Source organism: Streptomyces violens, from assembly GCF_000717745.1.
Taxonomy (GTDB): Bacteria; Actinomycetota; Actinomycetes; order Streptomycetales; family Streptomycetaceae; genus Streptomyces; species Streptomyces violens.
On record NZ_JOBH01000006.1, the window covers coordinates 318,139 to 330,873 of the forward strand.

Here is a 12,735-nt window from a genome sequence, read left to right on the forward strand (position 1 = left end):
GGTTTTCAGCAGCCCCGTCTGCTCGTACGCTGAAGCCATGAGCAAGTCGCGAGTCCGGGGTAGCTACGCCGTGGGGCGCGAGCGGCGCGAACGCATCGTCAAAGCCGCCACAGATCTGTTCTCGACGGCCGGATACGCACGGACCTCCATGGCGCGAGTCGCGCAGGACGTCGGCATCTCCACGACCGGACTGCTGCACTACTTCCCGACGAAGCAGCATCTGTTGCTCGCGGTCGCCGAGCACCGCCTCGACGTCGCGACCGCGCTGATGGACGCCTCGACCGAGGCGGACGGCGACTCGCTGATCGAAACCCTGCTCGCGATCACCAAGAGGTTCGTCGACGAACCGGGCCTCATCGAGCTCTTCGTCACGCTGAGCGCCGAGGCCGCCGACCCCTCCAGCGCCGCGCATGAGCTCTTCGCGGCCCGCTACGAGCGCACGGTCGGCGAACTCAGTGCACGGTTCCAGTCATGCGCTCGCAACGGCTCCTTCCGCACGGACATCGACTACGACGCCGTCGCGCGGGAGTGCGTCGCCGTCTCGGACGGCCTTCAGCTGCAGTGGGTGCTCTCCGGCGGACGCACCGACCTGTTGGCGGGCACCCGAGCACACCTCGAACGGCTCACGTGGACCCTCCGCCCTGCGCGCGGAGTCGACCCACGCGCTGAGACCTCGGCATAGCTGAGGCCTCGGCATAGGTGCCAGGTCAGTCTGCACCGTGCCTCCGGTCACTTGGTGGCCGTCAGCGCCTCGCGTGCGGTGGTGAGGATCTCCTCGGAGAGCGGGGAGCCCTTGGTGGCCCGGGACAGGACGAGCGCGCCGAGCATGGTGCACAGCCGGGTAATGCCGTCCTGGTCCTCGGTGGCGAGCCAGTCGGCGAAGTCGCCCACCCCCTGGGTATAGACGCGGCGGGCCTCATCGCCCGCGCCTTCGCGGGCGATGTCGGTGGCGAGTGCGGCGACGGGGCACCCGTCGGCCGGACTGTCGCGGTGCTCGGTGGAGAGGTAGGTGTCGATCACCGCTCGCTGGGCGGCGTCGCGCTGCCCGGCGTACTGATCGAGCCCGTCGCTGTGGCGCCGGGTGAGTTCGGCGAAGGCGTGGGCGGTGGCTTCGTCGACGAGCTCCTCCTTGGAGGCGAACTGCTTGTAGAAGCCGCCGTGGGTCAGACCGGCTGCCTTCATGAGGTCGGCGACGCTGATATGGACCCCCTGTTCCCGGAGCAGCCGGGAGGCGGTTTCCACGACCCGTCGGCGGTTCTCCTGTGCCTGTGCCTGCGATACGCGGCCCATGGGTCACCTTCCCAGTTGGATGTCGAGTGGCATCTATTCTAGACTGAGATTTAGATGTTAGATGTAATCTATCGTCGGGCGGCCGGGTGCTGCCCGCAACGTTGGGAGTGCTCATGGAACTGAAGAACGCGGTCGCGGTGGTCACCGGTGCCAACCGGGGGCTCGGGGGGCAGCTGGCCGCCCAGCTCGTGGAGCGCGGGGCCAAGGTGTACGCGGCGGCTCGCCGCCCCGAGACGGTGGACGTCCCGGGTGCCGTCCCGCTGCGGCTGGATGTGACGGACGCGGAGTCGATCCGGGCGGCGGCCCGCATCGCCTCCGACGCGACACTCCTGATCAACAACGCAGGCATCTCCACCGGAGCGCCGCTGATCGCGGGCAGCCCGGACGCGGTGCGCCGGGAGATGGAGGTGAACTTCTTCGGCCCGCTCGCCGTGACGCGGGCTTTCGCCCCGGTCATCGAGTCCAACGGCGGCGGCGCCGTGCTCAACGTGCTGTCGGTCCTGTCCTGGCTGCACCCGGCCGGCCTCGGTTCCTACGCCGCGTCGAAGGCCGCCGCATGGGCGCTGACCGGCGCGGCCCGAGAAGAGTTGGCGCCCCGCGGCATCACCGTCACGGCGCTGCACGTCGGATACATGGACACCGACATGGCCTCCGGCGTTCCGGCCGACCAGAAGGCCGACCCCGCTGAGGTCGCCGCCCAGGCCCTGTCCGGCATCGAGACGGGCCTGTCCGAGATCCTCGCCGACGAGACCACCCGGTACGTGAAGCGGAGTCTGGCTGCCCCGCCGAACGCGGCGTGAGGTGCGCCCCGCCTCATCCGGCCTGTCGTCCGCCGCAACGGCGCGGCACGCCATGAACCAGTAGTGAGTGCCAAAAAATATCTCGCACCCGGTCACGACCGGCGCGAGCGGAGATCCCGTCCACTGCGGACGAGAAGCGGAGACGGCGATGAAGACCTACCTGATCGAGAAGTACGGTGATCAGTCAGCGGTGCGCGCCGCCGAGATGCCCGATCCGGAGCCGGGCGCCCACGATGTCCTGGTCAGGATCCACGCGGCGAGCGTCAACCCGCTGGACTTCAAGATCCGCGACGGCGACTTCAAGATGATCCTGCCTCACCGCCTCCCTCTCGTCCTGGGCAATGACCTCGCCGGCGTGGTGGTCCAGGTCGGCTCGGCCGTCACCCGATTCGCGGTGGGCGACGAGGTCTACGCCCGGCCCGACAAGAACCGGATCGGCACCTTCGCCGAACTCATCGCCGTCCACCAGGACGACCTGGCCCCCAAGCCGGCGACCCTCACCATGGCTGAGGCCGCCTCCCTTCCCCTGGTTGCCCTCACCTCATGGCAGGTGCTGGTCGAGAGGGCGCAGGTCCAGCCGGGCCAGAAGGTGCTGATCCACGCGGGCTCCGGCGGGGTGGGCACCGTCGCCCTCCAGCTGGCCAGGCACCTGGGCGCACATGCGGCCACCACCGCGAGCGTGGCCAACGCCGACCTGGTCGAGGAACTCGGTGCAGACGTCGTCATCGACTACCGCACGCAGGACTTCGAGGAGGTCCTGGACGGCTACGACGTCGTCCTGGACACCCTCGGCGGCAAGACCCTCGAGAAGTCCCTGCGGGTCCTCAAGCCCGGCGGGAAGGTCATCAGCATCGCCGGGCCCCCCGACGCGGACTTCGCCCGTGAACTGGGCGCCAACCCGCTTCTCCGCCAGGCCATGAACGCGCTGAGCTTCAAGACCCGGCGCCACGCCAAACGCCTGGGCGTCACCTACTCCTTCCTGTTCATGAAGGCCGGAGGCGGCCAGTTGCGCGAACTCACCCGACTCATCGACGCCGGAGAGATCCGCCCCGTCGTCGACCGCGTCTTCCCCTTCGACCAGACCCGTCAGGCCATGGAGTACGCCGAGAAGGGCCGAGCCAAGGCCGGCAAGGTCGTCATTGCGATGGTGTGAGCGCCGGCCCCCACCACCGTTGCGTCGCCCCCCCCACAGGAACCGGTCATGAGCTCACCGCGCAGTTCCCCCCGCCCCACGCCCGCCCCGTCGCCGTCGTACAAGGACGCGCCGACCCGTTCGGTGTCCGTGCACGGCGTCGACTTCGTCTACCGGCAACTCGGCCCGGAAGGAGACGGCGTACCGCTGATCCTGCTCCACCACCTGGCTGCGGTCCTGGACAACTGGGACCCCCGCGTCGTCGACGGACTCGCCGCCCGGCGCCGGGTGATCGCCTTCGACAACCGCGGAGTGGGCGCGTCGGACGGCGCCGCACCCGACACCATCGAGGCGATGGCGCGCGACGCGGTGCTGTTCATCCGCGCCCTGGGCTTCGAGCGGGTCGACCTGCTCGGCCTGTCGATGGGCGGCTTCATCGCCCAGGTCATCGCGGCACAGGAACCGCAACTGGTGCGCAGGGTCATCCTCGCGGGCACCGGCCCCGCCGGAGGCCCCGGCATCGACAAGGTCACCGCACTCACCCTTCGCGACACACTCAAGGGACTCCTGAGCCGCAAGGACCCCAAGCAGTTCCTCTTCTTCACCCGCACCGAACACGGCCGACGCGAAGCACGCGCCTTCGTGGAACGGCTGAAGGAGCGCACGGACGACCGCGACAAAACCATCTCGCTGACGTCGTTCCGCGCCCAGCTCAAGGCCATCAACCGATGGGGCCGGCAGGCACCGGCCGATCTGTCCCGCATCCACCAGCCGGTCCTGGTGGCCAACGGCGAGAGCGACCGGATGGTGCCGAGCGAGAACACCCTCGACCTCGCCGCACGGCTGCCCCGAGGCGAACTCGTCCCTCTCTACCCGGACGCCGGACACGGCGGGATCTTCCAGTTCCACGACGAGTTCGTGACCAGGGCCCTCACATTCCTCGAAGCACGGCCCAACGCCTGACCGCCGACGCCGCATCCCGCCGCCGCCAAGTGCTGTGCGGCCGTCGCGGCTCTACGTAGCGCGGAAGCGCCTCCGCGACCCGCCCTTCGGTCATCAAGCGGTCCAGGTGCTGTACCGCCGTTCTCCGCTCCACGGGCCCCACCTGTGGCAATTCGACGTGTGGCCGGTAGACCAGCCGATGCTCGACGATCTCCTCGACGGTGCGGGGTTCGCCGAGGAAGGCCAGCAGCGTCGCCTCCCGCTTCTCCACTACTCCGGCGAAGGCGTCGAGCCGGCGCCGGAACTCCGCCGCGCCCTCGATCACGCCCTTCTGGTGGGAGGTGCCGTACCAGCGCGCGTCGATCTCCCGGCACCGGCGCATCGACGCCTGGAAATCCACGAGGCTGCTGCCCACGTCGCCGTAGTACGGGCCGAACGACGTCAGGTCGATGTCCGCGATGAAGAGGAAGCCCTCGGGCTCGATCAGGATACCGCTGTGCCCTGCGGTGTGGCCGGGGAGGTGCACGACGGTGACGGTGCGCCCTGTCATTCTGTGAGGAAGCGGCGCTCCATGAGGAGTGTCTCGCCCTCGCACGAGACCTGCCGGAAGCCGGCCTTCTGCCATGCCCGTACGGCGCGGAGGTTGCCTCTCGCCGGGTCCACCGTCACGCGCCGCCATCCGAGGTTTCCGCTGAGGTGCGCGAGGAGGGGGCGAGGAGCGTCCGGTCCCAGGCCGCGGCCGCGTGCCTGGGCTGTCAGCACCATGTCGATGCCACCTTCGGCCTTGCCGGCGTGCCAGTACTGCGCGTATCCCATCGGTGTTCCATGGGCCAGCACGAGGAAGGACTCCACACGGGGCCGGCGCCGCCCCAGGTACTTCTCGGCCACCTCTTCACGCGATTTCGGCGCTCCTCCCCAGTGCTCGACGAAGTCCGGGGTCGCGAACCATGCGGCCAGCAGATCCAGATCCTCCTCGCTCGTGGGGACAAGCCGGGTCAGCGCCCCTTCGAGGGCAAGGCCATCAGCCATCGCTCACACTCCAACCCGCACTCGCCGACCTGGGCCCGCCGACGCTACCGGGACCTGCGCCTGGTACAGGTGCTCTATCGAGCAGTAGTGGCGTCGCTTGTCGTTCAACGACACCATCATCGAGACCGGCACCGACTCCTACCGCCTGGCCAGCACCCGAGCGCGAGCCGAGACCGTGCGGGCGCGCGGGCGGGCCTGAGCTGGGAACGCGATGCGTAAGCCCGTCAGGGCGGGGCGGGCGCGCCTTCGCCGGCCCCGCCCCGCCACCCACAAACGCGTGGGCCCGACGAGCAGTTGCTCGTCGGGCCCACGCGTCCTTGCGCTCAGCGCTGCCCGCCGCCGCTCTCCTGGCCGCCCTTCTGACCGGCCTCGGCAGCACGCTGGGGATCGTTCGCGAAGTTACCGCCGCTCTCGTGACCGCCCTTCTGGCCGGCCTCGGCAGCACGCTGGGGATCGTTCGCGAAGTTGCCGCCGCTCTCCTGGCCGCCCTTCTGGCCGGCCTGGGAGGCGCGCTGCGGGTCGTCAGCGAAATTGCCCGAGTTGTTGGACGCAGTCATCACTGCTCCCTCCATCTCGTCTTGCTGAGTGCCTTGCACCTCGCGAGTGCCCGAGCCGATCGGGGGCATGCGGGCCAAAACGGATCTTTGGAGTGTGATGCGTGGCACGTCACAGCCCATCCACGCGAACCACCCTTGTTTCCTCAGCCTTCGCGGCGCAGCGGGCCCCACTGTTCCTTGTGTCGTTTCACTTCTTCCTCGGCTTCCTCCAGGACGCGGGAGTGGATCCAGCCGAGGGGCTCGACGTCCGTGACCAGTGGTTCGTTGTCGGGACCGCGGTCGGCTTCGGTGCCGCGCAACACCCACGCCCGGACGCCCGGCCCCTTCTCCCGCGGCAGGTGGGAGTAGTCGTACAGGCGTCGGGCGACCCATACGCGTACGGAACGGTCCTGCCACCACGGTGCGACGTCGAGCGGGTTGGCGGACAGGCCGGGCAAGGAGATGCCGGTGAGGTCGTCGGTGCTGGAGACTGCCCTGAGGTCGGTCTCGGGTCCGCGCGACCACCTCACATACAACTGATCGCGGTCTTCCACGAGCCCGGCCAGCTCGGTGAGCGTATGGAGGGTGGGCAGGCCACCGTTACTCGCCACAGCGCTTCCGTCCTTTCGTCGTGCCTTGCGGCGTCGGCGGGCGTGCCCTGCCGCAGTGCGCGCTCGAGAGTGCGCGCTCGATCATGCCCGCACGGGTACCCAGGACTCGGCAGGCACCCTGTTGCCACCCCGAGACCCAGCCACCCTGCTGACACTGACACCCCGAGATCGCAGCCGGGTGGGGCCGCAGCCAGTCGAGAGGAACGAGCTGGTGGCCAGGTGCCCTACGGCTCGGTGACGGTGAAAAGGCCGCCGTCCGGGTCGCGGATGATCACATGCGCTGCGGGCGCGCCGGAGGCCGAAGTGCCGGGGGTGACCGTTCCGCCGGCGGCGACGGCCGCAGCGCTGGCCTTCTCTACATCGCCCACGTGGAAGTGGACATGCCACCGAGGCCGCACCCTGGGGTCCGGCGCCGCCTCGACACCACCGCCGTGGAGGGCTGCCACGGTGTGACCGCCCTGGCGGACGATCACCTCGTCTCTCTCATACGCCACGGAGCACGCGCTGTGGTCGGCCGCCCATCCGAAGACCTCCGCGTAGAACACGGCGGAGTCGAAGACGTCGCGGGTGCGCAGCTCCAAGTGGGCGGGTGCGTCGTCGTGGCCCACAGGCCAGGCCAGGGTCTGCCCTTCCCAGATGCCGAAGGCGGCTCCGTCACGGTCGGCGGCGTGCGCGGCGCGGCCGTGGCCCAGGGTGAGGGGCCCGATCGCGACCGTCGCGCCGCGTTCGCGGATACGCGCCGCGGTCTCATCCGCATCGGGCACGGCAAAGTACGGCATCCAAGCAACCGCCATCTGCCACTGCCCGGCGAGGGGTCCGATACCGGCGACAGGCTGCCCGTCGGAGAGCGCGATCCGGAATCCGTCCCCGAAGCTGCTGGGGCGGAAGCTCCAGCCCAGCACCGCGGCGTAGAACTCTTCCGTGGCCGGCAGGTCGCGGGCGGCCAGACTCACCCAGCAGGGCGCGCCCAGCGCAGGAGAAACATAAGGTCCAGGTCCGCTCGCCATCAGGCTCCTCCCGTCTCGCAGAGCGTCACTCGCGCCGAAACCACCCGAGAAGAGCGGCACTACGGCGCCCCGTCAGCCGACGGTCACCAGCATAATCACCGCCCCATCACGGGCGTTGGAGGCCGCTTGTCGTGCGAGGTGGCTGGCTTCACTGGTGTCACAGCACGCATTCGGGTACTCAACAGCGGCATTCAGCACGTGCTGACGCAGGCACGGTGACCGGCCGGGTACGGCGAGAAATGGGTGGTTGACGGTGTGGGAGCAGCTCTGGGTGGGGTGGCGATGGCTGGGGTGGGAGGCGGCCGCGGTCGGGCGGACGGTCCGGTACGCGATACGCGGTACGGGCCCGGAGCGCGACACGATGGTGCAGGCGCTGAAGATGGCCGGTGCCGCGATTGCCGCGTGGGCGCTGGCCGGGTGGTGGCTGAAGGCGCCACTGGCGCTGATGGCGCCGTGGACGGCGCTCGCCCTGGTCGATGCCACGGTCTACCGTTCCCTGCGCTCCGGCCTGCAGCAGATCTCCGTGATTGTCATCGGTGCCGTGTGGGCGTCCCTGGCGATGGCCCTGGCGGGCGGCAGCACGCTGGGCGCCATGATCATCGCCTTGCCGGTGCTGGCACTGGTGGGCACCTACCGCCGCTTCGGCGCGCAGGGCGTCTACGGCTCGACAACGGCGCTGTTCGTCATCACGTACGGCGCCTACTCGCTCACCGAGGTGGGGCACCGGTTGCTGGAGACCTGCATCGGCGCCGTCATCGGCATAAGCGTGAACGCGTTCGTCTTCCCGCCCATCCATCTGCGGTCAGTGTACGACCAGTTGCAGCGCCTGCCGCGCGACAGTGCCGACCTGCTGCGGCACATGGCCGACGGCCTGCGTGAGGACTGGGGCTCCGCCGAGGCCGAGGAGTGGCGGGACCGCGCCCGGCGCCTCCAGCCGATCCTGCGCTCGCTGGCCGACGCGCGGCAGTGGACCAACGAGAGCCTGCGCCTCAACCCGGCCTGGAATCTCCGCCGGAGGAGCCCGCAGCCCCCGCCGGAGTCGGAGGACGTTCGCTGGCACGACATCGCCGAGCACCTGACGGTCATCGCCCGGACACTGGCCAGGACAACGGGCGAGGACAGCGACCTCGCCCGTCCCACCCCCGCCTTCCTCGACCGGTACGCGGTACTGGCCGAACGGACGGCCGAGGTCTGCGCGGCCGAAGCCGACCTGTTCGATCAGAGCGAGGACGAGGCGTCGGCCCGGGACCGGCAGAAACAGGCTGCGCAGGATGCCTGGCGCTACTACGACAGCCTGGCCGACGCCTTCGGCCAGGAGACCGGCCCCGCCGCCGCGGTCAGCGGGGAACTGCTGGTGGAGACCCGGCAGATGCTGTCCGTACTCGCCGCCCACCACGGCCGGGACCCACAGTGAAGGCAGAAAGTCGGTGGCGAGCGCGCCGACCAGCGCCAGCGCCAGCGCCACGGCAGCACATCCGCCATCTTGACTCCGTCGAGCCGAACTTCAGTCCGCGCCGGCCGGCACCCTCCACCCCAGGGCTGTGCAGGTTCGGTTGAGGAGAACGAACAGTCCATCCACCCGCACGTTGAGACGATGGGCGGCCGACTCAGCCGACATCCGGTAGGCAGCGCGGGCTCGGCCGGTCCGGATTGCGGGGGTTTCGCGTCCTCCGTTCGGGTGGCGCGGCGCAGGACCGTTCCTTCGCGCGGATATATGCGCTTTCGTGGCTCCTACGCCCCTGGGGGCCAGCGGTCTTTCCGCCCAGACCCTGCGGGGAGACCGTATGGGGCGACTCAGTTCTCGGCCGGGACGAGCGTGGTCACCAGGACGTCACCAGGACGTCCCCGACGGGCCGGCTGGTGGCCGTCGAGCGTGCGGATGGGCGACACCCCGTGCAGGGTGCGGCGGTCATCACCGAGGAGCAGGTCACCCGGTCCACCGAGCGTGGCCTCCAGCAGTGGCTGCCCGTCACCGCGGCGGCGCGACCGCCGTGCACGGCAGCGCCGGGCTGGAGTACCTGACCCCGTAGCGGAACCGCTCAGGGTTTCCGAGTCTTCCCCGGTCTGTGTCATGTAGCACCCCGGGCGCGCCGCCGGCTCATCGCTCGCCAACGCGGCGATGTCGACACCTACACAGCCGAGACGCGCCGTCAGACCCGTGCATACGAGGCGACGGGGCCCGCTTCCGCAGAGCGGGCCGTTGCGCACAGTCACGTCGACTGAAGGACGCCAGCTGTTCGTGGTGCTGCCTTCCAGGTGGGCCGCCTCCGCCCCGATCGTGGTGGTCTCGCCGTGCCCGGTACGCACCGCGGTTTCCGGGGGCAGGACCAGCAGCCGGTCCCGGATCGAGCGAAGGATGTAGAGGCAGACGCCACCGGGGCTGTGCCCTGGTGTGTGGAGCACGACGAGTTCGGTCCCGGCGACGGTGAAGCCGCGGCCGTCGGTGAGCCGACCGCCCGGTAGCCGCTCCGGGTGCTCCTGTCTCCACAGGACGTGATCCTCCGGGTGCAGGAGAATCCGGTCGGCCGACGGCGTCGATGACCACGTCGGCCCCGAATCCGCCCGTGAGTTCCCGCACGGCCGCGACCGGGTCGGTGGTGCCGGAGTTGACGGTGTGCGTGGCGCCGAATTTCCGTGCGGAGGCGAGCTTGCGGTCGTCGAGGTCGAGGGCGATGATCTTCGATGCTCCGGCGAGGCGGGCGCCGGCGACAGCGGCGTTTCCGACGCCACCGCAGCCGATGACGGCGACCGAGTCGCCCCGGCCGACCTCGCCGGTGTTGATGGCCGCTCCAAGCCCGGCCATCACGCCGCAGCCCTGCGGTGGTCGGTGACGCCGCCGGGTGAGATCACGGTGACGCCGTCGCCGACCGACTCGACCACTCCGGCGGCCTCGTGGCCGAGGAGGAAGGGGGAGTCGTCATTGATCCCGCCTTCGCGGTAGTGGAGATCGGTGTGGCAGACGCCGCAGGCCTGGACGCGCACCACGGCTTCGCCCGGCCCGGGGTCGGGCACCACGATGGTCTCCATCCTGTGGACCGTCACCGCGCGGCATCAGGTTTTGGCTCTGCCGGGCCCGGGCCGCGCGGTGACGGTGGAATCACAGGTCGAGGACCAGGCGGCGGGAGTGGGACCGGGAGACGCACAGGAACATGACGTCTCCGGCCGCTCGCTCCTTCTCGCTGAGCAGCGAGTCGCGGTGGTCGGGCTCGCCTGCCAGCACGGCGGTCTCGCAGCTGCCGCAGGTGCCCTCCTGGCAGGAGGACAGGACGTCGGCTCCTGCTTCCTGGACCACTTCCAGGATGGAGCGCTCGGCCGGCACCGTCAGGGTCACGCCGGACTGGGCGAGTTCGACCTCGAAGGCGGTGTCCTCCGCCTCGTCCGTGCGTGCCTTCGGGACGAACCGCTCAATGTGCAGGGCGCCTTCGGGCCAGTCGGCGCACGCTTCCTCGACCGCGTTGAGCAGCGGCTCGGGGCCGCAGCAGTACACCGCCGTGTCCTGCCGAGGCGCCCCGAGCAGCGCCTGGAGGTCGAGGTGGCCGGTCTCGTCCTGGGGACAGAGTTCCACTCGGTCGGGGTAGGTCTGGGCCAGTTGGCCGGCGAAGGCCATGGTCGTGCGGGTGCGTCCGCCGTAGACCAACCGCCAGCCCGCTCCTCGCCGTTCGGCCTCGGCGATCATCGGGATGATGGGGGTGATGCCGATGCCGCCCGCGATGAACAGGTAGCGCGGGGAGTCGACCAGCGGAAAGTTGTTGCGCGGCCCGCGTATCCGCACCGTGGCGCCCTCGTTGAGCGCGTCGTGCACATGGCGGGAGCCTCCGCGGCCCGCTGCCTCGCGCAGGACGGCCACCTGGAGGACGGAGCGGTTGGCGGGGTCGCCGCACAGGGAGTACTGGCGGACGAGGTCCGGGCCGAGGAGCAGGTCGATGTGGGCGCCGGGTTCCCAGGAGGGGAGCGGCTCGCCCGCGGGGTGGTTCAGGGTGAGACGAACGACCCCGTCGGCGAGGGTCTCCTTGCGCTCCAGGCGCAGGTCGAGTTCGACCTCGGTGCGCGCAGACGTCGTGGTGGTCATGGTGCTTTCCTTGCTGAGCCGGGCGGTCTTCAGGCGAAGACCTCGTGGAGGGGCTGGGGGGTGACGGCGGGCCCGGACTCCGGACCGGCCTGGTGGTCGTCGGAGTGGCCCAGGAGCCAGTCCCACAGCGGGACCGGATCGTCGAATTCGCGCTCGGCGCCGCAGTGGCAGACGGCGAGGAGTCTGTCGGTGCCGAGGATCCAGTGGATACGGAAGACGCTGTCGCCGTTGAGAACGGCCGGGTGCAGCGGGTTCATCGGGTCGTCGTCGCCGAAGTCTGCTCGGTGTTGGCCTGCGCCAGGCGGGCGAGGATGCGGCGGGCGGCCAGGCCGCCGGTGTCGATGTTGATGGACAGCTCCTGGTAGCCGGCCTTCTCGGTGTTCAGGGACTGCTGGAGCACATTGAGGGCGACGACGTCCTGCATGACCACGGTGTGGTTGTTCTCCCGCAGGAAGTCGGTGACCTGCTGGTCGCCGAGGGCGAAGTCGCGGGCCACCGCCCAGAAGTCGTACGTGGTCGTCTCCGTCGATGGTGTGATGGCGTAGACGACCTCGGTGTGGAAGGCGTGCGGGTCGGTGCCGTCCGGGTTCGGGCCGGGTGCGCCGACCGGCGCGATGCGGGAGTGCAGCAGGTACAGGCCCGGCGCGTGGTACTCGATGTCCTGCCAGCGGGTGATGCGGCCCTCGATGCCGGTGGACTTGGCGTAGAACGGCGGGCATTCCGCGTCGTGCATGTGCCGGCTGACGTAGACGACGCCGGCCGCCTCGTCGACCTCGGTGGTGATGGGGGTCTCCGCGACCTCGGGGGTGCCGATGTAGCCGCCGTGCAGGTACGTCTCGTGGGAGAGGTCCATGAGGTTGTCGACCAGCAGCCCGTAGTCGCCGTCGATGGGCTCCATACCGGAGACGACGGTGTAGTCGGGCGAGTCCATCCACGGTGCGCGCGGCGGCACCGTGTCACCCGGCTCCCGGTCGCCGATCCACACCCAGACGAAGGAGTCCTGCTCGATCACCGGGTAGGTGTTCAGCCGGGCCGTACGGGGGATGCGCTGCTGCCCGGGAACGTACACGCACCCGCCGTCGGTGCCGTACGTGAAGCCGTGGTAGCCGCAGACCACCCGGTCACCGTCCAGGCGGCTCGGCGCCTGCGAGAGCGGGAAGCGCCGGTGCACACAGCGGTCGGACATGGCCACGGCGCGGCCGTCCTCGGTGCGGTACAGCAGGATCGGCTCGCCCAGGATGGTGCGGCCCAGCAGCTCGCGGCCCACTTCACGGCCGTAGGCGGCGACGTACCACTGGTTGCGGACGAAGGCGGTCATC

At 70.1% G+C, this 12,735-nt stretch carries 16 protein-coding genes and 2 pseudogenes; 6 read left to right on the plus strand and 12 right to left on the minus strand.

All coding sequences use genetic code 11. The features are described 5' to 3' along the window. The first annotated feature begins 37 nt into the window (after nucleotides 1-37). The gene (locus IF04_RS0113865; RefSeq protein ID WP_037959311.1) at nucleotides 38-682 is read left to right on the plus strand and encodes a TetR/AcrR family transcriptional regulator; all 645 of its coding nucleotides are present in this window, start codon (nucleotides 38-40) and stop codon (nucleotides 680-682) included. A 47-nt stretch (nucleotides 683-729) separates the two neighbouring features. On the opposite strand, the gene IF04_RS0113870 is transcribed toward IF04_RS0113865, so the two are convergent. Next, nucleotides 730-1,290: a TetR/AcrR family transcriptional regulator gene (locus tag IF04_RS0113870; RefSeq protein ID WP_030255704.1), complete on the minus strand. Its 561-nt coding sequence runs from the start codon at nucleotides 1,288-1,290 to the stop codon at nucleotides 730-732. A 113-nt stretch (nucleotides 1,291-1,403) separates the two neighbouring features. Here IF04_RS0113870 and IF04_RS0113875 point away from each other — a divergent pair, with 113 nt between their 5' ends. The 3 genes from IF04_RS0113875 (at nucleotide 1,404) to IF04_RS0113885 (ending at nucleotide 4,185) form a co-directional block, all read left to right on the plus strand. Continuing rightward, nucleotides 1,404-2,090 (plus strand): SDR family oxidoreductase, encoded by a 687-nt coding sequence (locus tag IF04_RS0113875; protein ID WP_030255708.1) that lies wholly within the window; start codon nucleotides 1,404-1,406, stop codon nucleotides 2,088-2,090. 148 nt (nucleotides 2,091-2,238) lie between these two features. Continuing rightward, entirely contained in the window at nucleotides 2,239-3,243 is a 1,005-nt protein-coding gene (locus IF04_RS0113880) for an NADP-dependent oxidoreductase (protein WP_030255712.1), read from the plus strand. Nucleotides 3,244-3,291: 48 nt separating this feature from the next. After that, the gene (locus IF04_RS0113885) at nucleotides 3,292-4,185 is read left to right on the plus strand and encodes an alpha/beta fold hydrolase (protein WP_037959314.1); all 894 of its coding nucleotides are present in this window, start codon (nucleotides 3,292-3,294) and stop codon (nucleotides 4,183-4,185) included. On the opposite strand, the gene IF04_RS0113890 is transcribed toward IF04_RS0113885, so the two are convergent. Together IF04_RS0113890 and IF04_RS0113895 are read right to left on the minus strand one after the other, a co-directional pair. After that, nucleotides 4,154-4,714, minus strand: a complete 561-nt coding sequence (locus tag IF04_RS0113890) for an MBL fold metallo-hydrolase (protein ID WP_245654393.1) — start codon at nucleotides 4,712-4,714, stop codon at nucleotides 4,154-4,156. The genes IF04_RS0113885 and IF04_RS0113890 overlap by 32 nt on opposite strands. After that, complete coding sequence (locus IF04_RS0113895; RefSeq protein WP_030255724.1) at nucleotides 4,711-5,193, minus strand: GNAT family N-acetyltransferase; 483 nt, start codon at nucleotides 5,191-5,193, stop codon at nucleotides 4,711-4,713. The genes IF04_RS0113890 and IF04_RS0113895 overlap by 4 nt, the downstream gene beginning before the upstream one ends. A 97-nt stretch (nucleotides 5,194-5,290) precedes the next feature. On the opposite strand from IF04_RS0113895, the gene IF04_RS0113900 reads away from it, so the two are divergent. Next, nucleotides 5,291-5,392: a hypothetical protein gene (locus tag IF04_RS0113900; protein WP_030255728.1), complete on the plus strand. Its 102-nt coding sequence runs from the start codon at nucleotides 5,291-5,293 to the stop codon at nucleotides 5,390-5,392. A 124-nt stretch (nucleotides 5,393-5,516) separates the two neighbouring features. On the opposite strand, the gene IF04_RS40245 is transcribed toward IF04_RS0113900, so the two are convergent. The 3 genes from IF04_RS40245 to IF04_RS0113915 all read right to left on the minus strand — a co-directional run bounded on the left by IF04_RS40245 (nucleotide 5,517) and on the right by IF04_RS0113915 (nucleotide 7,347). After that, nucleotides 5,517-5,750: a con-10 family general stress protein gene (locus tag IF04_RS40245; RefSeq protein ID WP_211259803.1), complete on the minus strand. Its 234-nt coding sequence runs from the start codon at nucleotides 5,748-5,750 to the stop codon at nucleotides 5,517-5,519. Between the two features lie 143 nt (nucleotides 5,751-5,893). Then, nucleotides 5,894-6,340 carry a DUF6098 family protein gene (locus tag IF04_RS0113910; RefSeq protein ID WP_030255735.1) on the minus strand — a complete coding sequence of 149 codons (447 nt, stop codon included), beginning with the start codon at nucleotides 6,338-6,340 and terminating at the stop codon, nucleotides 5,894-5,896. A gap of 224 nt (nucleotides 6,341-6,564) precedes the next feature. Next, nucleotides 6,565-7,347 (minus strand): VOC family protein, encoded by a 783-nt coding sequence (locus tag IF04_RS0113915; RefSeq protein ID WP_030255739.1) that lies wholly within the window; start codon nucleotides 7,345-7,347, stop codon nucleotides 6,565-6,567. A 253-nt stretch (nucleotides 7,348-7,600) separates the two neighbouring features. Between IF04_RS0113915 and IF04_RS0113920 the strand changes: the two genes are divergently transcribed. Next, nucleotides 7,601-8,761 carry an FUSC family protein gene (locus IF04_RS0113920; RefSeq protein WP_245654405.1) on the plus strand — a complete coding sequence of 387 codons (1,161 nt, stop codon included), beginning with the start codon at nucleotides 7,601-7,603 and terminating at the stop codon, nucleotides 8,759-8,761. A 380-nt stretch (nucleotides 8,762-9,141) separates the two neighbouring features. On the opposite strand, the gene IF04_RS38695 is transcribed toward IF04_RS0113920, so the two are convergent. The 6 genes and pseudogenes from IF04_RS38695 to IF04_RS0113945 all read right to left on the minus strand — a co-directional run bounded on the left by IF04_RS38695 (nucleotide 9,142) and on the right by IF04_RS0113945 (nucleotide 12,734). Continuing rightward, a complete protein-coding gene (locus tag IF04_RS38695) occupies nucleotides 9,142-9,420 on the minus strand; it encodes a 2OG-Fe dioxygenase family protein (protein ID WP_157847652.1) in 279 nt (92 codons plus the stop codon). A gap of 177 nt (nucleotides 9,421-9,597) precedes the next feature. After that, nucleotides 9,598-9,918, minus strand: a pseudogene (locus IF04_RS39710) (MBL fold metallo-hydrolase); the annotation flags it as partial. Continuing rightward, nucleotides 9,860-10,374: pseudogene (locus tag IF04_RS37365) on the minus strand (zinc-binding dehydrogenase); the annotation flags it as partial. The pseudogenes IF04_RS39710 and IF04_RS37365, both read right to left, overlap by 59 nt. Nucleotides 10,375-10,444: 70 nt before the next feature. Beyond that, the gene (locus IF04_RS0113935; protein ID WP_030255744.1) at nucleotides 10,445-11,416 is read right to left on the minus strand and encodes a PDR/VanB family oxidoreductase; all 972 of its coding nucleotides are present in this window, start codon (nucleotides 11,414-11,416) and stop codon (nucleotides 10,445-10,447) included. A 29-nt stretch (nucleotides 11,417-11,445) separates the two neighbouring features. Further along, nucleotides 11,446-11,673, minus strand: coding sequence for a hypothetical protein (locus IF04_RS0113940; RefSeq protein WP_030255746.1), 228 nt, complete (start codon nucleotides 11,671-11,673; stop codon nucleotides 11,446-11,448). Further along, nucleotides 11,670-12,734, minus strand: coding sequence for an aromatic ring-hydroxylating oxygenase subunit alpha (locus IF04_RS0113945; protein ID WP_030255749.1), 1,065 nt, complete (start codon nucleotides 12,732-12,734; stop codon nucleotides 11,670-11,672). Before IF04_RS0113945 ends, IF04_RS0113940 begins: the two co-directional genes overlap by 4 nt. Nucleotide 12,735: the final 1 nt, after the last annotated feature.